Below are 21,652 nucleotides of genomic sequence, written 5' to 3'. Positions count from 1 at the left end.
CTTTATTCCTTTCGCATCTCACCCTCCAGATGGGGGAGGAATTTCAGCATAATAGGCAGATAGGTAGCCACAAAGACGGCCACTGCCCCCAGTGCAGCCCACTTCCGTACCCGTTTGGGAGCGGCCAGGCCCAGCATGACCCCGGCGGCGCACAGGCACAGCTTCACCAGGGCCAGGTCCTTCCAGTTCATTTTGGCGATATAGGCATCGGCGGCAGAAAACAGTCTTTTCATAAGATTCCCTCCAGCCGCAGCAGCCATTCCTTCAATTCCAGCCCGCCCCCGTAGCCGGTAAGGGTCCCGTTGGCCCCCACCACCCGGTGGCAGGGCAAAAGGATGGGCAGGGGATTGCGGTGGTTGGCCTGGCCCACCGCCCGGCTCCCCTTGGGACGGCCCACCCGGCGGGCCAGCTCCCCATAGGTGATGGTCTGCCCGTAGGGGATGTCCGCCAGGGCGGACCACACCTTGTGCTGAAAGGGAGTACCCCGGAGGGCAAGGGGCAGATCGAAGTCCCGCCGCTCCCCCGCCAGATAGGCCAGCAGCTCCTCCTTGCCTCGGGAGAGCAGGGGCGTCTCCTCCCCCACCGGAGACATGGGGGAATTGGGCAAATACAGGGCGGTAAGCCCGCCCCCGTCCTCCTCCAGGGCCATGGGCCCCACGGGGGTATCAAAGACCACCCGGTTCATCTCAGTACCGCCGCACCACGGCGGTGACCTTGCCCAGGATGGCGCATCCTTCGCCGTCGATGGGCTCGTAGTCCGGGTTCTCGGGCATGAGCCACACATGGCCGTCCTTCCGGCGGAGGGTCTTCACCGTAGCCTCGTCCTCAAAGAGGGCCACCACGATCTCCCCGCTGTGGGCGTCGGCCTGCTGGTGGACGATCACCAGGTCCCCGGGCAGGATACCGGCATACTTCATGGACTCCCCCCGCACCTTCAGGGCAAAATACTCCCCGGGCCGCCCGCCGGTGTCAAACGTCAGATAGTCCTCGATGCACTCCTGGGCCAGGATGGGCGACCCGGCGGCCACGCTGCCCACCACCGGTACCTTGTCCTCCGGGACTGCCGGAGTCTCCGGCTGGGCCACGGTGATGGAGCGGGTCTTACCCTCCGCCTTGGTGATGAGGCCCGCCGACTCCAGCCCCTTCAGGTGGAAGTGGACGGTGGAGGGGGATTTCAGCCCTACATAGGCCCCGATCTCCCGGACGGAGGGGGGATAGCCGTGCTCCGCCGAAAAGGAAATAATATAATCGTAAATCTGCTGCTGCTTGGGCGAGAGCGTTTTCATGGCAGACCCTCCTTTGGTCAGTTTTATCCGACCTCAGTATACCATAATCCCCTCAATATTGCAAACATTTGTTCTAAATTTGCTCAAAATTCTCCCCGGACAGGTGCACCGACAGCCGCAGCAGGTACTGGTCGTAGCCCTTGCCCGCCAGCTCGTCCAGCAGCACATCCTCCCAGAACAGCTCTCCCAGGGTCATTCCGCAGGTCTGGGCCCAGTCCAGCAGCCGCTGGTAGCCCTCCCGCACGGTGTCGAAGCTGCCGGCGTGGAAGTAGGTCAAATAGCGTCCCGCCGGGGCGGTGAGCATCTGCACCCCTCGGATTGGTCTGTCCACCTGGGTATAGCAGTAGGTATAACCCTCCCAGTCTCCCCGCCGGGTAGCCTCCACCGGCAGGATGGCCCCCAGGGCGTAGGGGCTGGCCACCTGATGGGCCTCGCAGTATTCCAGGTGGCGGGCCAGAATGCGGGCATATTTGCCCGCGTCGGTAATGCCGGGGGCGGCGGTGGCCACATACCACCGCTGGGGCCACTCCTCCAACCTTACCTCGCCGGGCTGGACGGCCAGAGCCTGCCGGGTCAGCTCTGCTTTCCGCCGGATCAGGGTCCGCAGCCGCCGCAGCCGGGACAGCTTCTCGGTCAGGGCGGCCTCCTCCTCCTTCAGCAGTTCCAGCAGGGTCTCCGGGCTGCGCCGGTCCAGGTAGGCCTTGATGTCGGACAGGGGCATCCCCAGTTCCTTGAGGCTGGAAATGACCTGGAACACCTCGATCTGCGCGGGAGCATAGTAGCGGTAACCGTTCTCCCCCCGGATGGCGGGAGAGAAGATGCCGGTCTCATCGTAGTGAAACAGGGTGTGCTTGGTGACGCCGCACAGGGCCGCAAACTCCCCGGTGGTAAAGCGCATCTCTGTTTGATCCATGGCGCAAACCTCCCTCTTGACTATCGGGTTACCCGATAGCTTATCATGTTCAATGCTGTTTGTAAATGCTTTAGAAAAAAGGAGGCACAGGCTATGAAAAACCGGTTGGATCAGGACTTTACCCTGGGCGGACTGCTCCGCTTTGCCCTGCCCACCACCATCATGATGCTGGTGACCTCCCTGTACACCATTGTGGACGGGGTGCTCACCTCCCGGCTGGTGGGAGAGAACGCCCTGGCCGCCATCAACATCGCCTATCCCGCTGTCAGCATTGTGCTGGCGGTGGGTATTATGCTGGGTACCGGCGGCAGCGCCGTGGTATCCCACCGGATGGGCGCGGGGGACCTGGAAGGCGCCCGCCGCACCTTTGGTTTTCTGACCCTGGCGGCGGTATGCGCCGGAGTGATATTCGCCCTGCTGGCCGTTTTTGGGGCGGAGCCTCTGGCCCGGCTGCTGGGGGCCAGCGATCTGCTGCTGGCGGACGCCGCCTGCTATCTGCGGATTCTGCTGATGTTTGCCCCCATGGCCATGCTCCAACTGCTCTTTGAGAGCTTTTTTGTGGCGGCGGGCAAGCCCGGCCTGGGGCTGTGGCTCACCATCGCCGCCGGCGTCACCAACGGCGTGCTGGACTGGCTGTACATGGGGCCTCTGGGCATGGGCATCGCCGGGGCCGCCGTGGCCACCGTCACCGGCTACTGCATTCCGGCGGTGTGCGGCGTGCTCTTCTTCCTCACCCGGAAGGAGGGGCTGCGCTTCTCCCGCCCCCGGCCCAACTGGCGGCTGCTGGGCAAGGCCTGCTTTAACGGCTCTTCCGAGATGGTAACCAACCTGTCCACCGCCGTCACCACCTTTTTCTTCAACGCCATCATGATGGAACTGCTGGGAGAGCCCGGCGTATCCGCCATCACCATCGTGCTCTACGCCCAGTTCCTGCTGGTGGCCCTGTTCCTGGGCTTCTCCATGGGCGTAGCCCCGGTGTTCAGCTTCAACCAGGGTGCGGAGCGGTATGACCGGCTGCGCTCCACCTTCCGCCACTGTTCCCGGTTCATCCTGTGCACCGCCGTGGGCATCCTGGCCGCCGCCCTGCTGCTGGCCCCGGTCATCGTGGGGGTGTTCTCCCCTGCCGGTACCCAGGTCAATGCCCTGGCCCTGGAGGGTTTCCACCTCTTTGCTCCCTCCTTCCTCTTCGCCGGGGTAAACATCTTTGCCTCCGCCCTCTTCACCGCTCTGTCCGACGGGCGGACCTCCGCCATTATCTCCTTCGCCCGCACCTTCGGCTTCCTCATGGCCGGGCTGCTCCTGCTGCCCCGGATCATCGGGGTCACCGGCGTGTGGATCGCGGTGCCGGTGGCAGAGGCTGTCTCCTGCCTGCTGTCCATCGGTTTTCTGTGGCACTACCGGACCAAATTCGGCTACGGGGCCATCCAAGCCTGACAACAAAGGCCGCCCAATCGGGCGGCCTTTGTTTCTGTCGTTTAGCGGTCCCACTTCTCGATGAGGGCCCGCAGCTGATCGGCAAACTTGCCCAGGTCCTTGTTGGTGCCGCCCTTGTTGTGGGAGATGACCTCCATCAGCTTGCGGCCCACTTCCTCCAGCCGCTGGTAGGCGGGGGAGGCGCCGGGGGCGGCTGCGGGCTTCTGCTCTGGCGGCAGGCCAGGCGCCAGCATCTTGTTGGACAGCAGGTCGTAGACCTCCTCATAGTTGGGGGCGTGGGCGGCCAGCCCCATCTGGCGCAGGGTGTTGGCGTAGATCTCGGTGACCTCCGCGTCGCCGTGGACCACAAAGACCTGCCGGGGCTTGGGATTGTAGCTCTCGATCCACCGCAGCAGGCCGTCCCTGTCGGCGTGGGAGGACAGGCCGTGGAAGTTGACGATCTTGGCTCGGACGGCGATCTCCTCACCGAAGAGCTTCACCGACGTAACCCCGTTGATGAGCCGCCGGCCCAGGCTGCCCTCGGCCTGGAAACCCACAAAGACCACGGTACACTCGGGCCGCCAGAGATTGTGTTTCAGATGGTGCCGGATGCGGCCCGCGTCGCACATACCGGAAGCGGAGATGATGACCCGGGGGGTCTTGTCCTGATTAAGGGCCCGGGACTCCTCGCTGGATTCGGTGATGGTGAGGCCGGGGAACTGGAACAAGGCGCCCCCCTTCAGGGCGGCGATGGCCTCTTCGTCCAGATAGCCGTGGAGATCGCCGGAGAAGATGCGGGTGGCCTCGCCCGCCAGGGGGGAGTCTACCACCACCTGGAAGTCGGGCACGCTCTTCACCAGCCCCTGCTCCTTCATCTCCCGCATGAAATAGAGCAGCTCCTGGGTGCGGCCCACGGCGAAGGAGGGGATGATGACGTTGCCCCCCTTGCCCAGGGTCTCGTCGATGATGGCAGCCAGGTCTCCGGTGTAATCCGGGTTCTTGTCCATGTCGTGGAGCCGGTCGCCGTAAGTACTTTCCGTCAAAACATAGTCGGCCTCCCGGATATACTCCGGGTCCCGGATAATGGGCTGGTCCCGGTTGCCGATATCGCCGGAGAATACCACCTTCCGGGTCTCCTCCCCTTCGGTGAGCCACATCTCCACACTGGCCGAGCCCAGCAGATGGCCCGCGTCCACAAAGCGCACCTTTACCCCGTCCTCGATCTGGAGGCGGGTGCCGTACTCACAGGTGACGATATGCTTGATGGCGGCCTCGGCATCGGCCACGGTATACAGGGGCTCCACCGGCTCGGCGCCGGCGCGCTTGCCCTTCTGGTTCTGCCACTGGGCGTCGCTCTCCTGGATGTGAGCCGAGTCCCGCAGCATAATGCTCAGCAACTGCCCCGTGAGACGGGTGCAGTAGATGTTGCCTTCAAAGCCCTGCTTCACCAGCAGGGGGATGCGGCCGGAGTGGTCGATGTGGGCGTGGGTAACCACCACCGCATCGATGTACCCGGCATTGAAGTCCAGCTCCTGGTTGTCCCGCTCGTCCCTGCCCTGCTGCAGGCCGCAGTCCACCAGAATCTTCTTCCCGCCGCACTCCACACAGTGGCAGCTGCCGGTCACGGCACGGGCTGCGCCGAAAAAGGTCAGTTTCATGGGGCACCTCCTTGTGCATTTTCTACAAGTGTATTGTACTCCCAAAACCCGCCGGTGTAAATAGCGGAGTGACCGGGTCGGCCCGGGATGATTTCTTTCCTTTTTTGCCGGAATCCGGTATAATACGGGGGAAAGGGCGTGAGTCAATGGAGTTTTCCCAACTCAACTACTTCCGCACCGTGGCCCGCACGGGAAATATCTCCCAGGCGGCCCGGGAGCTGTTTGTCACCCAGCCCAACCTGAGCCGCTCCATTGCCCGGCTGGAGGGGGAGCTGGGGGTCCCCCTCTTTGAGCACCGGAAGGGCAAGGTGGTGCTCAACGAATATGGCCGGATCTTTCTCTCCGGGGTGGAGAACGCCTTCGGGGAGCTGAACGCCTGCATCCAGACGGTACAGCGGTTATATGAAAACAACCAGAATATCCTCTCTCTGGGCTGCTCCATCGACGGCTTTCTCCCCGACATCCTCCAGCCCTTCTCCCGGGCCCACCCGGAGATCGGCATCCGCCAGTACCAGGGGGACGCCTCCCGGCTGGCCCAGCAGCTGGTGGAGCGCACCCTCACCCTGGCGGTCACCCCCTACCCGCTCAACCACAATCTGCTTACCTTCCGCCTGCTGGGGGAGATGGACTACGGCCTGTTTGTCCACCGGGACCACCCCCTGGCAACGCAAGCCATGGTGGAGCTGAAGGCCCTGGCCGGTCAGCCTCTGATCTGCGACGCCTCCCGGCTGGACGCCAAGACCCTCCGCTCCGCCTGCCGGGCCCGGGGCTTTGAGCCCACCCTGGCCTACGAGGTGGAGAGCACCAACCTGGTCTACCGCCTGCTGGAGCAAAAAGCCGGGGTGGCTCTGATGCCGGTGTCCCAGATGCTGCGGCTGCGGGCTCTCTTCCCCCACAGCCCTATCCTAGTTATTCCTCTGGAGGAAGGGATTCCCCCCGCCAGCCTGGGGGTATCCTACCACAAAGGCTATCCCCTCACTGATGCGGCCAACGCCTTCATCCAGTTTGCCACCGACTGGCTGGTGCAGGAGAAGGTTCGGATGACTGCCGCAGGTATAACTTCAAGAGCATAATACTGCGCCGCAAGGGGCATTTTGAAAGTCCCCTCTGTTCCGCTATACTAAAGGTATCACAGCGGAACAGAGGGGACTTTCTCTATACCTATTTTGTATGACTCAGGTCTGTTCTGATTAACGGCGGTAGGGCCGCCCACAACATAGGAAGGATGAACATCAGCATGAAACGTCTGGAAGGAAAAGTCGCTATTATTACCGGCGCCAACGCCGGTATCGGCAAGGCTACCGCAGCGCTCTTTGCCCGGGAGGGCGCCAACCTGGTTCTGGCTGCCCGCCGGCTGGACAAGCTGAAGGAAGTGGAGGAGTACGCCGCCTCTCTGGGTGTGAAGGCCATCTCCGTGTCCACCGACGTCAGCGTGTCCGCCGACTGCCGCCGTCTGGTGGAGACCTGCGTGGAGACCTTCGGCCGGGTGGATATTCTGGTGAACAACGCCGGTATCGACGACAAGAATATGTCCATCACCAACTGCGGCGAGGAGCTGTGGAACAAGGTCATCGCCGTGGATCAGACCTCTGTGTACTACATGATGCGTGAGGCTCTGCGGTACATGGCTCCCGCCGGTTCCGGTTCCATTGTCAACATCTCCTCCATCGGCGCCACCCGCTCCAACGCCGGTGTGTCCTACACCGCCGCCAAGATGGCCGTCATCGGCATGACCAAGAACGTGGCCATCCAGTTTGCTGGCAAGGGCATCCGGGTCAACGCCGTCTGCCCCGGCCCCACCCAGACCGACATCTTTGATCCCGCCAATCTGGCCACCTTCGACAACGAGTTCTGCCACCTGTGCGGCAAGCACTTTGACGGCTCCCTGCCCCGCACCCAGCCCGAGGATCAGGCCAACGCCATTCTCTTCTTCGCCAGCGACGAGTCCAAGGCCATCAACGGCGAGACCCTGGTGGTGGACTACGGCGCCACCATCTGATTCCATACAACACATTCCCTACAGCACAAAGAAGCCCGGCTCCCTTTGGGAGCCGGGCTTCTTTTATATGGTTTGGGGATCAGACAAATACACTCATCATATCCACCGTCAGCTTCTGGAAGGTAACGGCCTTGGCGGAGGCCCGAAGCATGAGGGTCGAGATCTCCTTATATGCCTCGGTCACATTGTCCTCCGTAATGGTGATGTCGTCCAGCTGACCCAGCACATCATAGAGTTCTTTGACGTATTCCTGCAGGGTGCTGCCGTCCGTCAGGGTGACATCGGGCAGATCATCCAGCAGATCCATGGCGTACTTGACGTTGCGGGCGGCAGACTGGGCGTAGCTGATCGTCTGCTTCAGACAGAGCACCTGGTAGGCAGGCACTCTGTTATCCATAAAGGTATTCATGACCTTCGTGCCGTTGTTGAGGGTCTTGCTGATGGTACTGGCGTACTCATTCAGGTTTTTGACGTCGGTATAGGTGATCTTGCGGTCGCCGTCATCGTCCCCGGTATCGGTGTCGGTGTCGGGATCAGGATCGGTGGTGCTGCCGCCGCCTTCCCAGGCGCCGCTGGAGCCGCCGCCCAGGGTGATGGTATAGTAGTCCCGGTTGCCCTGCTCGTCAAGGATTCGGAAGTCGCCCCCCACTGTAGTGATGGAAGCGGGAGCCGGGCCGCTGTAATCCCGCACGCTGATGTTGACATATCCGGTGGAGTGCGGCAAAACAGGGTCGGACATAATGGTGTTGTTGTAGCTGCGCCCGTCCACGATGAGGGTCTCGTTCTGGATCTCTATTGTAATGTCTGTCTTGTTGCGCACCAGCAGATAGACCTCGATCTCGCTGTTGTCGCTGCTGTAGGGGTAGCGCTCGGCATAGCCGTAGTAGAATTCCACGTTGTCATCGCTGTACAGCTTTTCCTTGTCGCTGACCGTGGGGATGGTGTTGTCGGTCTTGTTGGTGTACAGATTGGTGGCATCAAAGCGGATGTTAATGATATCGAAGTCGCCGATCACGCCGCCGGGGATGATGTGGAACTGGCCGCCCACCGTCTCCACGCCGTTCAGGTTCACCGGGGAGGCGGTAAAATCCTGGATGGTGAGACTCACTCTGCCGGTGGAGTTGGCGGACACATCGTCGCTCATGACCAGCTTATTGAAGGTGTAGCCGTTGAGGTTCAGTGCAACACACTGGAAGGTGATCTTGCTGCTCATCTTGTTGGTCACGTCCAGATAAAGCACGGCCTCGTCAGCATCATACTTATCCCTCTCTATGCGGACAAAGGAGATCTTCACGTTGGAGTCCTCATAGAGGGGCTGGGTGGACAGGGCCCGCTTGGACACGGTGACGGTGCAGGTGGCCTTGACGCCGCTGGAGGCGGCGGCGGTGATAACGGCGGTGCCGGGGGCCACGGCGGTGACGGTACCGTCGGCGGCCACGGTGGCCACGCTCTTGTTGGAGCTGGTCCAGGTCAGAGCCTCAGTGGAGTTGGCGGGGGTAACGGAGGCGGTGAGCTTGCCGCTCTCGCCCTGCTGAATGGCCAGGGTGGTCTTATCCAGGGTGATGGCGGTAATGGTCACCGGCTTCTCCTCCAGGGTCACCTGGCGGCGCTGGTCGGGCAGCGCCATACGGGAGACAATGGTGGCCACCGAGGCACGGTCGATGGGGGTCTCAGGCAGGAAGGTGCCGTACTTGTCGCTGCCGGTGAGGATGCCCGCCCGGTAGAGGGTGTAGATATCCTCATAGTTGGCAGAACCGGCGGCCAGATCGGGGATGTCCCCGTCCTCGATGGTGTTGATGGCCTTCAGCTCCTCAGCGGGCAGGGCCTTCACCAGGATACCGGCGAACTGGCGGCGGGTGGCGTTAGCGTTGTAGTCGGTGAACTGGCCGGCGGTGATGATGCCGTTTTCCACCGCGTAGTCCACATACACCTGATACCAGGGCTCACCCTGCTGGAAGTCGGCCTTGCCGGTGTGGTAGATGCTGTGCAGGCGGCAGGCCAGGGCCAGGGTGGAGCTGATGGTCAGATTCTGGGTGGGAGAGAAGGTGTTGCCGCTGCTTCCCTTCACCAGGTCCAGCTCGTAGGCCTTCTGCACGCTCTCGGCGTACCAGCTGGAGGCAGCCACGTCGGTAAATTTCCCGGCGGGATAGTCGTTGACCTTTTTGAAGTGGTCCATGTTGTCTGCCGCCAGAGCCGCCGGCATCAGGCCCGCCATGAGGGCAAGGGCCATCAGCAGGCTCAGCAGTTTGCGTTTCATCTCAGTTCCTCCTTGTCATTGACTTGCGGGCTTGTTATCCCAGGGTGGCAATAATCTCCTGTATGGCGGCGATCCGCCTCTCAGCTTTGTCCATGGACGCGCAGCCCTGATCAAAATAGAGACTCCAGGTATATTTGTTGATCTTGTTCTGGTGCCCGCTGCACTCATTCCACAGGTCATCCCGGGTCACTTTGATCAGCTCCTGAAGGCTGGTGTATCCGTCATAGGAGATGGGAATGGCATCCACATTCTTCAGCACATCCCGGGCCAGATCCAAAAATCCCACAGCCGTCACACCATTGGTCATGATCAAAAGGGTGGATGTGGGACCCACCAGATTGGGCATGGAAGAGTCCTCCACGATCTTGGCCGATCTCTGTCCGCCGGCAATGGCCTCACCAGCCTTGTCGATGTCATTCTTCAGGCTGCTCAGCTGTCCGGGGGTGAGCGCCGGGGTGCCGGGGGTGGGCTCCGGCTCCTTCTCCTCCAGGGTCAGCTGCTTGCGCTGGCCGGGCAGAGCCATACGGGAAACGATGGTGGCTACCGACGCCCGGTCAATGGGCGTCTCCGGCTGGAAGGTGCCGTACTTGTCGCTGCCGGTGAGGATGCCCGCCCCGTACAGGAAATAGATAAGCGCCCCGTAGGAGGAGCCAATATCCACATCGGGGATGTCCCCCGGCTCAATCTGGTTGATGACCTTCAGCGCGTCAGAGGGCAGAGACTTAGCCAGGATGCCGGCGAACTGGCGGCGGGTGGCGTTGGCGTTATAATCGGTAAACTCGTCACTGGCGATGATATCGTTTGAGATGGCGTAGTCCACATACACCTGGTACCAGGGCTCCCCCTGCTGGAAGTCGGCCTTGCCGGTGTGGTAGATGCTGTGCAGGCGGCAGGCCAGCGCCAGGGCGGAGCCGATGGTGATGTTCTGGTTGGGAGAGAAGGTGGTGGCGCTGCTCCCCTTCACCAGGTCCAGCTCATAGGCATCCTTTACGCTGCCGGCATACCAGCTGTCGGCGGCCACATCGGTAAAGGTCCCGGCAGCATAGGCATTGACTCTCTGAAAGTTATCCAGGCTCTCCGCCGCCAGGGCCGCCCCGGGCAGCAGGGACACAGACAGCGCCAGGGCCAGCGCCCCGGCGCAGATCTTTTTTCCAATGAATCTCATGTGCTTTGCTCCTCTCATTTGGTGGATGATATCAATACAGGGTCTTTTCATTTTCCGAAAACAGCTTGTCGTTGATCTCTCCCAACTCCATGTGATGTACGATGCCGAAGCTGATGATGGCATCCCGCTTCAGCCGAGGATAGAGGGGGGCGTAGCCGGCCTGCTTCAGCAGCCGCTGGGCCTCCTCCAGGGTGGTCTCCAGGCCCACGCACAGGCAGAGCAGCCGGTCCCGGGAGGGATTGCGCCGGCCGGCAAAAACCTGGTGGAGATAGACCTCGCTCATCCCCGCCCTCCGGGCCAGGGCCGCCTTGGAAAAGTCCTTCTTCTCATATAACTCCGCCAGCAGCTCCGCAATGCTCTGGTTGGCAAAGAAGGGCTGATTGTCGTGGAGATAAGAGTCAATGTTGGCCTCGCTCATCAGATCATGGCTCAGATCGCCCGTGGTCTTATTTTCCAATCCTATCACTCCCTTTACTTTCAAATGGAAATCGTTTATACTAAATTTACAACAATTTGTACCTGGATACAATATGCCCACTGCATAGTGTACAAGGTTTTTCAGGGGTGATTTCTATTTATACCTGGCTGTCAAATGCGCTTCAGGAAGAGTATGAGCTGGTCCGGATCTTAAAGGAAAGCCCCCGGGGCAGCGTACAGCTCATCCGGCACAACGCCACCGGCAGGCGTCTGATCCTGCGCCGTTTCACCGGCAATCCGGAAGTCTACCGAAAGCTGCTGGACTACACCTGCCCCAACCTGCCCACCGTGTACGAGGTGGCGGTAGAGGGAAGCAAGGTCCTGACGCTGGAGGAATTTGTGGAGGGCGACACCATGGGCTTCCTGCTGCAGGAGGCCCTCTTTTCACCGGAGGAGACCCGAAAGATCGTCCGGCAGGTGTGCAAGGCCCTGTGGGTCCTCCACTCCATCGGCGCCGTCCACCGGGACGTGAAGCCGGAGAACATCATCCTCCGGGGGGATGAGGCGGTACTCATTGATTTTGACGCCGCCCGTTTACATAAACCGGAACATGACAATGACACCCAGATCCTGGGCACCACCGGCTTTGCCGCCCCGGAGCAGTACGGCCTGTCCCAGTCGGACATCCGCACCGACATCTACTCCCTGGGGGTACTCATCAACGTGATGCTCACCGGCCAGCACCCCTCCAAAAAGCTGGCGGGGGGCAAAATGGGCCGTATTGTGGACCGGTGTACCCACGTCAACCCCCAGCACCGCTACCGCAATGTGCTGCGGCTGATGGAGGTCTTGTGACATGACCGGCGGGACCAGGCCCTGCCCTGTCTGCGGCGCCACCCTCCCCAGCGAGGCCTCCTTCTGTCCCTACTGCATGGAAGCTCTCCGCCCCCGGCGGGAGGCGAAGGCACCGGTCCGCCGGTGGCTCCGGCCACTGAGGCGGGTCCTTTTTCTGCTGGCGCTGGCCACCTTGGCTGCGGCGGTCTGTTTGCTCTATGACGCCGTTACCCCCGACACATACGACGCCTGGGGGGAGCTGACCTACCGTCTGAACGGCAACGATTACCATTTAGCGGCCACCTTCCGTAACGACAGCGCCCCGGAGCCGGAATACACCGTGCAGACCATCGAAGACTGGGACTATGACCGGGCGGCCAAGCTCTTTGTGACCCATGTGGACACCGGCGCCGACGCCGGGCAGGTCTTCCGCCAGCAGGTCGAGACTATCCAGGTCCAGGTGACCCAGCCCCAGGACAACCCCTCCCCCATCACCTGGCAGCAGCCCACCTATCAGGGCGATCCTGCCGCCGAGGGAATGGCCCTCTCGCCACTCTATTTTGACGGTCAGAGCCGGGGGGAGGCAGAGGTTCGGTGGGACATCCGCATGAAAAACGGGGACACCATCCTTCTGCGGCACAAGATGGTGATCGAGCCGGTGGATGTAGTGGACTACACCCCGGAGGAGTACGACATGGACACCATTGAGGACCTCCAGGCCCTGGTGGATCAGATCCAGGCGGAGGTCCCCCTGCCCACGGTAGTACGGATCAATCTGCCCCCCGTCCACTACGAAGGGGGTCTCACCATCACCGGGCGTCCCATCAACCTGTACGGCACCGTGGATGACAAGAAGATGCGCACCGCTTTTCTGGGTCCGGTGACGGTGGACGTGGGCCGGGGCTCCCAGTGCTTTATCGAGAATATCGATTTCCGGGGCAGCGGCTCGGGCACCGGCCTCACCGTGGAGGCCGACGGCCGGGTGCAGGACTGCCTCTTCACCGGCTGGGACACCGGCCTGCTGGTGGGCGGAGACGACTGGGCCGACCCCACCGGGTGCTGGTTTGAGGACAACGGCGTGGGCTTCCGCTTTGACAGCGTGGGGGACTACGTCAACGGCAATATGCTGGAGGGCAACACCTTCCGGAACAACGGCACCGCCGTGGAGCTGCTCCGGGTACCCGGGAGCAAGACCTTCTACTTCAACGGCTGCGCCTTCTCCGGCAACGGCCTGAACCTCTCCAACCCCGCCGACCACCCCACCGACCTCACCCGTGCCACCTTTGAATGAGGGAGGCGAGTGCTATGAATTTACGCTGCCCCCACTGCGGCACGCCCCTTCCAGCGGAAGCCTCCTTCTGCCCCCACTGCGCCCAAAACCTCCGCACCCGACATGAGGTGGACACACCCGTCCGCTGGTGGCTGAAACCGCTGCGGCGGGCCCTCCTGCTGCTGGTGCTGGCCGTCTTTGGCTGGGCGGGCTGGCTGGTATCCGACGCCCTTGCCCCCAACGTATATGAGGCCTGGGGGGAGCTGACCTATACCCTGAATGGCAGCGACTACCACCTGTTCCTTACCTGCCGCACCGACATAGTCCCCGAGGCGGCCCACACCATGCAGGTGGAGGAGGGCGGGGTCTACGACCGGGTCTCCCGGCTGTTTGTCGCCCATGTGGACTCCGGCGAAGACGCAGGACGGGCCTTCCTCAACCAGACGTCTGAGGTTCAGGTCCGGGTGATCCAGCCGCCGGACAGCCCTTCCCCGGTGAGCTGCTCTCTGCCCCTGAAGCCTCTGAATCCCTACGACGGTCTGGCCCTGACCACCCTGGATTTTACCGGCCGCAGTCAGGGGCCGGTGGAGGTAGAGTGGACCATCACCATGAAAAACGGGGACACCATCTTCCTCCGCCAGAAGATCGACTTCCAGAGGGTGGACACCGCCCACTACTACCCGGAGGACTACCCCATGGACACCATTGAGGACCTCCAGGCCCTGGTGGATCAGATTCAGGCGGAGGTCCCCCTGCCCACGGTGGTGCGGATCCACCTGCCGCCGGTGACCTATGAGGGAGGCCTCACCATTGACCGGCGGGGGATCAACCTCTCCGGCTCCACCGACGGGCAGGGCCGGCGCACCACCTTCTTAGGGCCGGTGGTGCTTGCGCCGGAGGAGGACCCTCTGTGCGACATCGAACACATCGACTTTGTGGGGAACGGCACCGGCACCGGCCTCACCGTGGCCGCCCAGTACCGGGTGCTGGACTGCTCCTTCACCGGCTGGGAGATCGGCCTGCTGGTGGGCGGGGAGGCCTGGGCCAACCCAAAAGACTGCCTCTTTACCGACAACGACATCGGCTTCCGCTTCGACAGCGGCGGAACTTACTGCAATTACACTGACTTTACCAACAACACCTTCCGGAACAACACGGTGGCGGTGGACCTTTTGCGGGTGCCCGGCCTCAGGACCATTGACTTTAAGTTCTGCCTGTTTGACAGCAACGTGGCGACCATCCTCAACCCCAACAACCATGCCATTGATACCGGAGGCGCTACCTTTGAATGAAAGGGATGATCCCTATGGAACACAAATGCCCCCACTGCGGCGCAGTTCTCCCGGAGGAGTCCTCCTTCTGCCCCCACTGCGCCCGGAGCATCCGCACCCGGGAGGCGGCCCCCGTCCCCACCCATCTGTGGCGGAAGGGTCTGAAATGGGTGCTGGCTCTGGCCATCGTGGCGGCGGCCGCCCTGGTGGGCTGGGCGCTGCTCCATGAGCATCCCACCGGTCTCCCCGCCGGGGAGACCACACCGGTGGTCTTTCAGGAGGACGAGGACGGCATGGTGACGGCCACTCCCGAATATCTGGAGGAGTTCTTCCCCACCCTCACCTGCATCGACTTCCGCACCACCATCAAGACCAGCGACAACATCGACGACTATCTGGTGGACAGCTTCCAGATGGCCACTCTGGTGTCCTCCCGGGGCGCCCAGAACGCCGTGGGGGAACGGGGGATGTACAACGCCGGCAGCGACTCCAATAATCGGGTGGCTCTGATGATCTTTGACGACAACACCCACCTGATGGGCTATTTCATCGGCTCCCCCACCAACCTGGGGGGCGGCAAGTGGCAGATGGACGTGGTGAACTGCGACTACGACTTCACCCACCTCTACGAGGCGGAGCTGGCCGCCTTTGAGGGCAACTGGGAGGAGGATTTCTCCACCTACATCCCGCCGGAGGAGATCGAGTCCTCCGGGGCGGTGTGGTTCTTAAACGGTTACAACACCGGCCGTGGTCCGGTGCTGCGGGAGGACGACGCCCAGATCTACGCCCTGTGGCACACCCTCCACGGCCCGGAGCCGGGGCGCCAGTGCCGGGAGATCCAGCGGCTGGAGGAGTTCCTGCCCCGTAAGGACCGGTGGATGTGCTACCTGCTGCTGGATCAGGACTACAACCTGCTGGGCTACACCATGCTGGATTACCAGGGGAACGGAGGATAAGTCATGGCGCACAAATGCCCCCACTGCGGCGCACCTTTGCCGGCGGAGTCCTCCTTCTGCCCCCACTGCGCCACCGACATTCATCCCCGAAAACAGGCGAAAACCGCCACTCCCCTGCTGAAAAAACTGCTGCTTGGACTGCTGGCTCTGGCGGTGCTGGCCGCCGTGGGGTTCGGGCTGTGGCTGGCCTTCGCCCCCAAGACCTACGACGGCTATGGGGAGGTCCGCTACGGGGACTATCAGCTCCTGCTCACCCAGCACGCGGACCGCTACACCCCCGTGCCGGAGATGACCATTCCGGGGGAGCCGGAGGGCCAGTACCGGGTGCCCTCCCGGCTGTTTATCAACGACAGCACCGGCAACGACGTCTCCGACGCCTTCCTGGCGGAGGTGGAGGAGGTCAGCGCGGCCTTCATCGGTCAGGAGGACAGCTCCTCCCCCTACCTGTGCTCCCAGCCCGCCTACAACGAGGGAGCGCCTGAGTGCCCCCTTATCTCCCTCATCGACTTCACCGGGGAGAGCGGCACGGCAGAGTTGGTATGGACCTTCCAAATGAAAAACGGAGACACCATTTACCTCCGGCAGACCTATGAGGTGGTTCCCATCCCGGTATATGACTACCACCCGGAGGACTACCCCATGGACACGGCTGAGGAGCTCCAGGCCCTCATCGACACCATCGGCGGCCAGGCGAACGACCCGGTGGCGGTGATCAACCTCCACCTGCCCCCGGTGACCTATGAGGGTGGGATCACCATCCGGGACCGGAGCCTGAACCTGTACGGCTCCGCTGACGAAGGCGGAAGCCGCACCACCTTCACCGGCCCTGTTCAGGTGGTGGCCCCCGACGGCGAGATTGCCTATCTCCAGGACATCGATTTTGTGGGGAGGGGCAGCGGCACCGGTCTCTCCGGCTCCGCTCCCTTCCGGGCCACCAACTGCACCTTCACCGGCTGGGACACCGGGGTTTATGCCTACGGCACCAGCTGGGTCAACGTCATCGGCTGCTCCTTCCAAAGCAACGGCATCGGCTTCCACTTCGACAGCACGGGAGACTACGCCAACCACTCCATGTACAACGACAACCGCTTTTTTGGCAACGATGTGGCGGTGCGGTTGGACAACGTACCCACCGACATAACCCTCAACTTCCAGGGCTCCATCTTCCGGGCCAACGCCCAAAGCATCCTCAACCTCTGCGACCAACCCCTGGATCTGTCCCAGGCCACCTTTGAGTAAAGGAGAATCCCACCATGGAACACAAATGCCCCCTCTGCGGCGCGCCCATACCGGAAAACGCCGCCTTCTGTCCCCACTGCGCGAAGGATATCCATCCCCGAAAACAGGCAAAAACCGCCAACCCCCTGCTGAAAAAGCTGCTGGTGGGCCTGCTGATCCTGGCGGCCGCCGCCGCCGTGGGCGGAGCAATCTGGTACTTCAACCGCCCCTATGAGCCCCAGGAATTTGACGCCCTGGGAGAGGTGTACTACGAGAGCGGGGAGAAGACCTACCAGTTGCTGGTGGCCTGGCCCAACGACCGCTGCGCCCCCGCCCCCGACATCTACCAGCAGGGCTCCCCCGACGAGCAGTACCGCTGGCCCTCCCGTTGGTACGTCAACGACGCCGCCACCGGCGCCGACGCCTGGGCGGAATTTGAGCCCCTGGTGGAGGCCGTCACCGTGAAGGTGGTCCAGGACGAGAACGCCGCCGGTCCCCTCACCGCCGGGGAGCCCCGTCATGACGAGGACTACTCCCCCGACGCCGCCATGATCTGCTCCCTGGACTTTACGGGCAATTCCGGGGAGTCCCAGATCGTCTGGACCGTCCAGATGAAGAATGGGGACGTGATCCGGGTCCGCCAGAACATCCATGTTACCGCCATCATCACCCACGAGTACCACTGGGAGGACACCCCCATGGACACCGTGGAGGACCTCCAGGCCCTGCTGGATCAGACCGCCAGGGAGATCGCCCCCTCCGATCTGGTGTACATCTACCTGCCCCCGGTGACCTACGAAGGGGATCTGACCCTGAGCCGCTCCTATGAGTTCTACGGCTGCACCGACCAGGGGGCGGACCGCACCACCCTCAAAGGCTCGGTGACCATGGACGGCAGCGCCAGCTTCTACTGGATCAACTACTTCTACGACATAGATTTCGTGGGTAACGGCGCCGATACCGGCATCATCGCTCCCACCAAGGCCTGGGCCATCGGCTGCTCCTTCACCGGCTACAAGACCGGCTTCCAGTCCCAGGGGGAGGCCTGGATCAATGTGACCGAGTGTACCTTCATGGAGAACCAGGTGGGCCTCCACTTCAACGCCACCGGCCAGTCCGCCTCGGACAGCCGCTACCACGACAACCAGTTTGTGAACAACGGCACCGCCGTGCTGTTGGAGAACGTGCCCACCGACATCCCCCTGGACTTTGCGGGCACCGTGTTTTCCGGCAACGACACCGACGTGGACAACCAGTGTGACCATCCCATTGATTTGTCCAACGCCATCCTTGATCCGGAAGGGTAACCCATATTGATAGACACACAGCCAAACCGACTGATTGCCATCTGGACGAACAAGGGCCTGCTGTCTGCGTATCGCAGACAGCAGGCCCTTTCCTTATCGGTGGGTTTCTGCATTGCAATGGAAAAAGGGCAATGCTATAATAATATACAAAATATCCAGCTTTTGCATAGAGCGATCATTTGAAGAAACTGGGAGCGTGGATCGGGTGAGCTTTGAACAAGTATATCGCGAATATTATCTCAAAGTATTCCGCTATATAAAACAGCATACGCAATCCCGCCAGGACGCAGAAGATCTGACCCAGGAGGTCTTTGTGGCTTGTTACCGGCATTTTGACAGCTTTGACCCCCAAAAGGCCTCTGTGGGGACCTGGGTTTATGTCATAATGAAAAACCGCCTGAAAAACTACTACCGGGACAAGAAGGAGTTCCTGTCTCTGGACGATGAGAACATCCCGGAACTGCCCGGGGACACCTCTGTGGCCCAGGCCATCCTGCTGGAGGAGGAGCGGCGGGCCCTGTCCTCTGCCATGAACATTCTGTCTGAGCGTGAACGCACCATCATTGCAGAGCGGTATTTCCATAAAAAGACCTCGGGGGAGATTGCCGGTATCCTGAAGATGACGGACGTCAATGTCCGGGTGACCCTCAAGCGGGCCCTGGAAAAGATCCGGAAATACTTTGAAGCCCAAGGACTGTGAGGTGCATGATCCCATGACAAGCGTATTTCGCAAAACCGCGTTGGAGCGGCTCAGCTCCCCCGACCGGCTGGATGGTATGCTCAAGCTCACAAGCCCCATGTCCTGGCTGGGCATTGCCGCGGCGGCCGTCCTTGCGGCCAGCGTGGTCATCTGGTCTTTTGTGGGGCGCATCCCCACAACGGTGGATACATACGGCTTTTTGACCTATGACTACGGCGCCAACTCCCTGTACAATACAGCGGCCGGAGAGGTGTCCTCCCTGCTGGTACACAGCGGCGACTGTGTAGAGACAGGAACGCCGGTGGCGGAGATCCTGACTTCCACCGGACAGACCGTTGTGGTACCGGCGGACCAGTCCGGCGTCATCCGGGAGGATCTGGTGGCGCCCGGGGAGTATGTGGTGCCCAATCAGGCCCTGTTCCGCATCTCTCCGGACAGTGACAGCGGGCTGTCGGTGGTCTGCTATGTGAGTCAGGAAACCGCCCTTCAGCTGGAACCCGGCATGGAGGCGGTGATCTATCTGGACGGCGTGGGGGATGCCTGCGGCTGGATGGAAGGCCAGGTGGCCTGTGTGGACCGGGTCCACACCACCGCCGAGTCCATGGCCGCCGTGGTGGGAAACGACGCCCAGACCATCGAAATGCTGATGAGCGCAGGGCCTGTGGTGGCGGTGACCTGTACCCTTCGGGAGGACAGCACCACCGCCAGCGGATATTATTTTTCCGGCGCCGCCGGGGCTGAGCAGGTCCTGTACGGAGGCTCCTCCGCCTCGGTGCAGATCACGCTGGGACAGAGCGCCCCCATCGCCTGGGTCTTTCCCATGTTTGGAGGGGAGGCCTCATGAGCAGATTATACTGCAAAACCCCCACCATCTTTCAAATGGAAGGAACGGAGTGCGGCGCCGCCTCTCTGGCCATGATCTGTGCCTATTGGGGCAAATATGTGCCGCTGGAGCAGATGCGGGTGGAGACAGGCGTATCACGGGACGGCTGCAACGCCCGCAACATCATGTACGCCGCCCGCAAATTCGGGCTGGAATGCCACGGCTACCGCAAGGAGCCGGAGGCTTTGAAGCAGCTGGAGATGCCCTGTCTGATCCACTGGAACTTCAACCATTTTGTGGTGCTGGAGGGCTTTAAGGGGTCCTTTGTCTACCTCAACGACCCGGCCCTGGGCCGGCGCAAGCTGACCATGGAGGACCTGGACGAGGGGTTTACCGGCGTGGTGCTCACCTTCCACCCCACCCCCCAGTTTGAAAAGGCCAAACGGGAAAACACCCTGTTTCCTCTGATCAAACAGCGCATCCGGGGGCAGAAGGGCGCCCTGGCCCAGATGCTGTGTCTGGGGCTGCTGATGATCCTCCCCGGCCTCATCCTCCCTGTCTTTTCCCAGGTGTTTCTGGACCGGGTCCTGGGGGCGGGCGCCGTCCCCTGGTTTTTCCAGTTCATCGGTTTTCTCATCCTGACCCTCCTGTTCCGGCTTCTGTTGGAGGCATACAGCGCCAAACTCCTGTTGAAGATGCAGAACAAACTGATGCTGCTCTCCTCCCGGGAATTGCTGGAGCACCTGTTCCGCCTCCCGGTGGGCTTCTTTGCCCAGCGCTCCCCCGGCGACCTCCTGGGCCGGGTGGGCAACAACGACAACGTCAACAACTTCATCGCCGGCGATCTGGCAAACATTTTCCTGGACATTTTTGTGGCTGCCTTTTATCTGGTGCTGCTGCTTTTCTACAACCCCCTGATGACCGCCATCGGACTGGTGGGGATTCTGTTCAATGTTGTGATCGCCAGAATTACCGCCAGCCGGATCTCCAACCGGGTGCAGAAGCTGCAGCAGGACAGCGGCAAACTGACCGGCGTGGTGTGCGCCGGTCTCAGCGTTACCTCTACCCTGAAAGCGTCGGGCGCGGAGAGCGCCTACAGCTCCCGTGTCCTGGGCTACCAGGCCAAGGCGGCCTCCACAGAGCAGGCCATCAGCCAGACCCAGTCCGTGACAGGGGCGCTGCCCGGAATGGTGGACAACCTGATCGATATTCTGCTTTTGCTGGTGGGCGCTGTCTTTGTCATCCAGGGCCACATGACCCTGGGTATGCTGTCGGCGTTTACCTCCCTGTTTGCCTCCTTCTCAGCACCTGTGGAGACGCTGGTGGCCTTTATTCAGCAGATTCAGACGCTGAAAGCCGATATCGCCCGGGTAGACGACATCCTGCGCCATCCGGTGGATGAGAAATTCCAGGAAACCACGGTGCAGAAATTTTCTCAGGCCAAGCTCTCCGGCCGGGTGGCCCTGGAGGAGGTCTCCTTTGGGTACAGCCATCTGGCCAAACCCCTGGTCACCGACTTTTCCTTTTCTCTGGAGCCCGGCAGTTCGGTGGCCCTGGTGGGCGGCTCTGGCTGCGGAAAGTCCACCATTGCCAAAATCGTCAGCGGGCTGTATCGCCCCTGGGCAGGCAGGGTCCTGCTGGACGGAGTCCCGCTGGAAGAGATCCCGTCGGACGTGCTCCATGCCAGCGTGTCCACCGTAAGCCAGAATATTACCCTCTTTTCCGGTACCATCCGGGACAATCTGACCATGTGGAATCACGCCGTTCTGGAGCGGGACATGATTAACGCCGCAAAGGACGCCTGCATCCACGAATTGATTACCCAAAAGCCGGGCGCATATGAGTTCAGGCTGACCGAGGGAGGAGGCAACCTCTCCGGCGGACAGCGTCAGCGCCTGGAAATTGCCCGTGCCCTGGCGACCAACCCCACGGTGCTCATCATGGATGAAGCCACCAGCGCCCTGGACCCCATCACCGAAAAACAGATCATTGAGAACATCAAGCGCCGCGGGTGTACCTGCATCATTGTGGCCCACCGGCTCAGCGCCGTACGCAACAGCGATGAGATTCTGGTGATGGATAGCGGCAGCATTGTGGAGCGGGGTTCCCATGCTCAGCTGGCGGCTCTGGACGGACTCTACTGCCGGTTCATGTCAATGAACTGA

20 protein-coding genes are annotated in these 21,652 nt (G+C 61.7%); 12 read left to right on the top strand and 8 right to left on the bottom strand.

The features are described 5' to 3' along the window. Positions 1–2: 2 nt before the first annotated feature. The 4 genes from B5G40_RS13400 to B5G40_RS13385 all read right to left on the bottom strand — a co-directional run bounded on the left by B5G40_RS13400 (position 3) and on the right by B5G40_RS13385 (position 2,199). Positions 3–233, bottom strand: coding sequence for a permease of phosphate ABC transporter (locus tag B5G40_RS13400; protein ID WP_206407247.1), 231 nt, complete (start codon positions 231–233; stop codon positions 3–5). Next, complete coding sequence (locus tag B5G40_RS13395) at positions 230–685, bottom strand: methylated-DNA--[protein]-cysteine S-methyltransferase (RefSeq protein WP_087399972.1); 456 nt, start codon at positions 683–685, stop codon at positions 230–232. The genes B5G40_RS13400 and B5G40_RS13395 overlap by 4 nt, the downstream gene beginning before the upstream one ends. A 1-nt stretch (position 686) precedes the next feature. After that, positions 687–1,286: a transcriptional repressor LexA gene (gene lexA, locus B5G40_RS13390; protein ID WP_087399970.1), complete on the bottom strand. Its 600-nt coding sequence runs from the start codon at positions 1,284–1,286 to the stop codon at positions 687–689. A gap of 73 nt (positions 1,287–1,359) precedes the next feature. Further along, positions 1,360–2,199 carry a MerR family transcriptional regulator gene (locus tag B5G40_RS13385; protein ID WP_087399968.1) on the bottom strand — a complete coding sequence of 280 codons (840 nt, stop codon included), beginning with the start codon at positions 2,197–2,199 and terminating at the stop codon, positions 1,360–1,362. Positions 2,200–2,292: 93 nt separating this feature from the next. On the opposite strand from B5G40_RS13385, the gene B5G40_RS13380 reads away from it, so the two are divergent. After that, a complete protein-coding gene (locus B5G40_RS13380; RefSeq protein ID WP_087399966.1) occupies positions 2,293–3,633 on the top strand; it encodes an MATE family efflux transporter in 1,341 nt (446 codons plus the stop codon). A 41-nt stretch (positions 3,634–3,674) separates the two neighbouring features. Here the strand turns inward: B5G40_RS13380 and B5G40_RS13375 are convergent, their stop codons facing one another. Beyond that, positions 3,675–5,270, bottom strand: coding sequence for an MBL fold metallo-hydrolase RNA specificity domain-containing protein (locus B5G40_RS13375; protein ID WP_087399964.1), 1,596 nt, complete (start codon positions 5,268–5,270; stop codon positions 3,675–3,677). A gap of 146 nt (positions 5,271–5,416) precedes the next feature. Between B5G40_RS13375 and B5G40_RS13370 the strand changes: the two genes are divergently transcribed. Together B5G40_RS13370 and B5G40_RS13365 are read left to right on the top strand one after the other, a co-directional pair. After that, positions 5,417–6,343, top strand: a complete 927-nt coding sequence (locus B5G40_RS13370) for a LysR family transcriptional regulator (protein WP_087399962.1) — start codon at positions 5,417–5,419, stop codon at positions 6,341–6,343. 164 nt (positions 6,344–6,507) lie between these two features. Next, a complete protein-coding gene (locus B5G40_RS13365) occupies positions 6,508–7,269 on the top strand; it encodes an SDR family NAD(P)-dependent oxidoreductase (protein WP_087399984.1) in 762 nt (253 codons plus the stop codon). A gap of 79 nt (positions 7,270–7,348) precedes the next feature. Here B5G40_RS13365 and B5G40_RS13360 read toward each other — a convergent pair whose 3' ends face one another. Genes B5G40_RS13360 through B5G40_RS13350 form a run of 3 tightly spaced genes read right to left on the bottom strand, consistent with a single transcriptional unit; the run spans position 7,349 to position 11,157 of the window. Continuing rightward, positions 7,349–9,526: an Ig-like domain-containing protein gene (locus B5G40_RS13360; protein ID WP_087399960.1), complete on the bottom strand. Its 2,178-nt coding sequence runs from the start codon at positions 9,524–9,526 to the stop codon at positions 7,349–7,351. Positions 9,527–9,560: 34 nt separating this feature from the next. Continuing rightward, positions 9,561–10,691 (bottom strand): S-layer homology domain-containing protein, encoded by a 1,131-nt coding sequence (locus tag B5G40_RS13355; protein WP_158099539.1) that lies wholly within the window; start codon positions 10,689–10,691, stop codon positions 9,561–9,563. A 31-nt stretch (positions 10,692–10,722) separates the two neighbouring features. Next, positions 10,723–11,157 (bottom strand): helix-turn-helix domain-containing protein, encoded by a 435-nt coding sequence (locus B5G40_RS13350; RefSeq protein ID WP_087271646.1) that lies wholly within the window; start codon positions 11,155–11,157, stop codon positions 10,723–10,725. Between the two features lie 98 nt (positions 11,158–11,255). On the opposite strand from B5G40_RS13350, the gene B5G40_RS13340 reads away from it, so the two are divergent. From B5G40_RS13340 to B5G40_RS13300, 9 genes are all read left to right on the top strand, one after another. After that, on the top strand, positions 11,256–11,963 hold the full coding sequence (locus B5G40_RS13340; protein ID WP_087399954.1) for a serine/threonine protein kinase: 708 nt from the start codon (positions 11,256–11,258) through the stop codon (positions 11,961–11,963). Between the two features lies 1 nt (position 11,964). Further along, positions 11,965–13,233, top strand: a complete 1,269-nt coding sequence (locus tag B5G40_RS13335) for a hypothetical protein (RefSeq protein WP_087399952.1) — start codon at positions 11,965–11,967, stop codon at positions 13,231–13,233. Between the two features lie 14 nt (positions 13,234–13,247). Further along, the gene (locus B5G40_RS13330) at positions 13,248–14,504 is read left to right on the top strand and encodes a zinc-ribbon domain-containing protein (RefSeq protein WP_087399950.1); all 1,257 of its coding nucleotides are present in this window, start codon (positions 13,248–13,250) and stop codon (positions 14,502–14,504) included. Between the two features lie 14 nt (positions 14,505–14,518). Further along, positions 14,519–15,439, top strand: coding sequence for a zinc ribbon domain-containing protein (locus tag B5G40_RS13325; protein WP_158099538.1), 921 nt, complete (start codon positions 14,519–14,521; stop codon positions 15,437–15,439). A 3-nt stretch (positions 15,440–15,442) separates the two neighbouring features. Then, the gene (locus B5G40_RS13320; RefSeq protein ID WP_087399946.1) at positions 15,443–16,678 is read left to right on the top strand and encodes a zinc-ribbon domain-containing protein; all 1,236 of its coding nucleotides are present in this window, start codon (positions 15,443–15,445) and stop codon (positions 16,676–16,678) included. A gap of 14 nt (positions 16,679–16,692) precedes the next feature. Then, positions 16,693–17,964, top strand: coding sequence for a zinc ribbon domain-containing protein (locus B5G40_RS13315; RefSeq protein ID WP_087399944.1), 1,272 nt, complete (start codon positions 16,693–16,695; stop codon positions 17,962–17,964). 196 nt (positions 17,965–18,160) lie between these two features. Then, positions 18,161–18,664: an RNA polymerase sigma factor gene (locus B5G40_RS13310; RefSeq protein ID WP_343286737.1), complete on the top strand. Its 504-nt coding sequence runs from the start codon at positions 18,161–18,163 to the stop codon at positions 18,662–18,664. Positions 18,665–18,677: 13 nt separating this feature from the next. Then, entirely contained in the window at positions 18,678–19,508 is an 831-nt protein-coding gene (locus B5G40_RS13305) for an HlyD family efflux transporter periplasmic adaptor subunit (protein WP_143383419.1), read from the top strand. After that, positions 19,505–21,652 carry an NHLP family bacteriocin export ABC transporter peptidase/permease/ATPase subunit gene (locus B5G40_RS13300; protein WP_087399939.1) on the top strand — a complete coding sequence of 716 codons (2,148 nt, stop codon included), beginning with the start codon at positions 19,505–19,507 and terminating at the stop codon, positions 21,650–21,652. Before B5G40_RS13305 ends, B5G40_RS13300 begins: the two co-directional genes overlap by 4 nt.

Source organism: Flavonifractor sp. An9 (assembly GCF_002161245.1).
Classification (GTDB): domain Bacteria; phylum Bacillota; class Clostridia; order Oscillospirales; family Oscillospiraceae; genus Flavonifractor; species Flavonifractor avicola.
Note: the sequence above shows the minus strand (reverse complement) of the source record. Positions and strands in the feature narration are given on the sequence as shown.

Excerpts from the sequence above, each read along its gene's own strand:
- B5G40_RS13395 (WP_087399972.1), bottom strand. The coding sequence starts at position 685 with ATGAACCGGGTGGTCTTTGATACCCCCGTGGGGCCCATGGCCCTGGAG.
- B5G40_RS13330 (WP_087399950.1), top strand. The coding sequence starts at position 13,248 with ATGAATTTACGCTGCCCCCACTGCGGCACGCCCCTTCCAGCGGAAGCC.
- B5G40_RS13380 (WP_087399966.1), top strand. The coding sequence starts at position 2,293 with ATGAAAAACCGGTTGGATCAGGACTTTACCCTGGGCGGACTGCTCCGC.
- B5G40_RS13365 (WP_087399984.1), top strand. The coding sequence starts at position 6,508 with ATGAAACGTCTGGAAGGAAAAGTCGCTATTATTACCGGCGCCAACGCC.
- B5G40_RS13320 (WP_087399946.1), top strand. The coding sequence starts at position 15,443 with ATGGCGCACAAATGCCCCCACTGCGGCGCACCTTTGCCGGCGGAGTCC.
- B5G40_RS13370 (WP_087399962.1), top strand. The coding sequence starts at position 5,417 with ATGGAGTTTTCCCAACTCAACTACTTCCGCACCGTGGCCCGCACGGGA.
- B5G40_RS13355 (WP_158099539.1), bottom strand. The coding sequence starts at position 10,691 with ATGAGATTCATTGGAAAAAAGATCTGCGCCGGGGCGCTGGCCCTGGCG.
- B5G40_RS13300 (WP_087399939.1), top strand. The coding sequence starts at position 19,505 with ATGAGCAGATTATACTGCAAAACCCCCACCATCTTTCAAATGGAAGGA.
- B5G40_RS13335 (WP_087399952.1), top strand. The coding sequence starts at position 11,965 with ATGACCGGCGGGACCAGGCCCTGCCCTGTCTGCGGCGCCACCCTCCCC.
- B5G40_RS13385 (WP_087399968.1), bottom strand. The coding sequence starts at position 2,199 with ATGGATCAAACAGAGATGCGCTTTACCACCGGGGAGTTTGCGGCCCTG.
- B5G40_RS13315 (WP_087399944.1), top strand. The coding sequence starts at position 16,693 with ATGGAACACAAATGCCCCCTCTGCGGCGCGCCCATACCGGAAAACGCC.
- lexA (WP_087399970.1), bottom strand. The coding sequence starts at position 1,286 with ATGAAAACGCTCTCGCCCAAGCAGCAGCAGATTTACGATTATATTATT.
- B5G40_RS13375 (WP_087399964.1), bottom strand. The coding sequence starts at position 5,270 with ATGAAACTGACCTTTTTCGGCGCAGCCCGTGCCGTGACCGGCAGCTGC.
- B5G40_RS13305 (WP_143383419.1), top strand. The coding sequence starts at position 18,678 with ATGACAAGCGTATTTCGCAAAACCGCGTTGGAGCGGCTCAGCTCCCCC.
- B5G40_RS13325 (WP_158099538.1), top strand. The coding sequence starts at position 14,519 with ATGGAACACAAATGCCCCCACTGCGGCGCAGTTCTCCCGGAGGAGTCC.
- B5G40_RS13360 (WP_087399960.1), bottom strand. The coding sequence starts at position 9,526 with ATGAAACGCAAACTGCTGAGCCTGCTGATGGCCCTTGCCCTCATGGCG.
- B5G40_RS13400 (WP_206407247.1), bottom strand. The coding sequence starts at position 233 with ATGAAAAGACTGTTTTCTGCCGCCGATGCCTATATCGCCAAAATGAAC.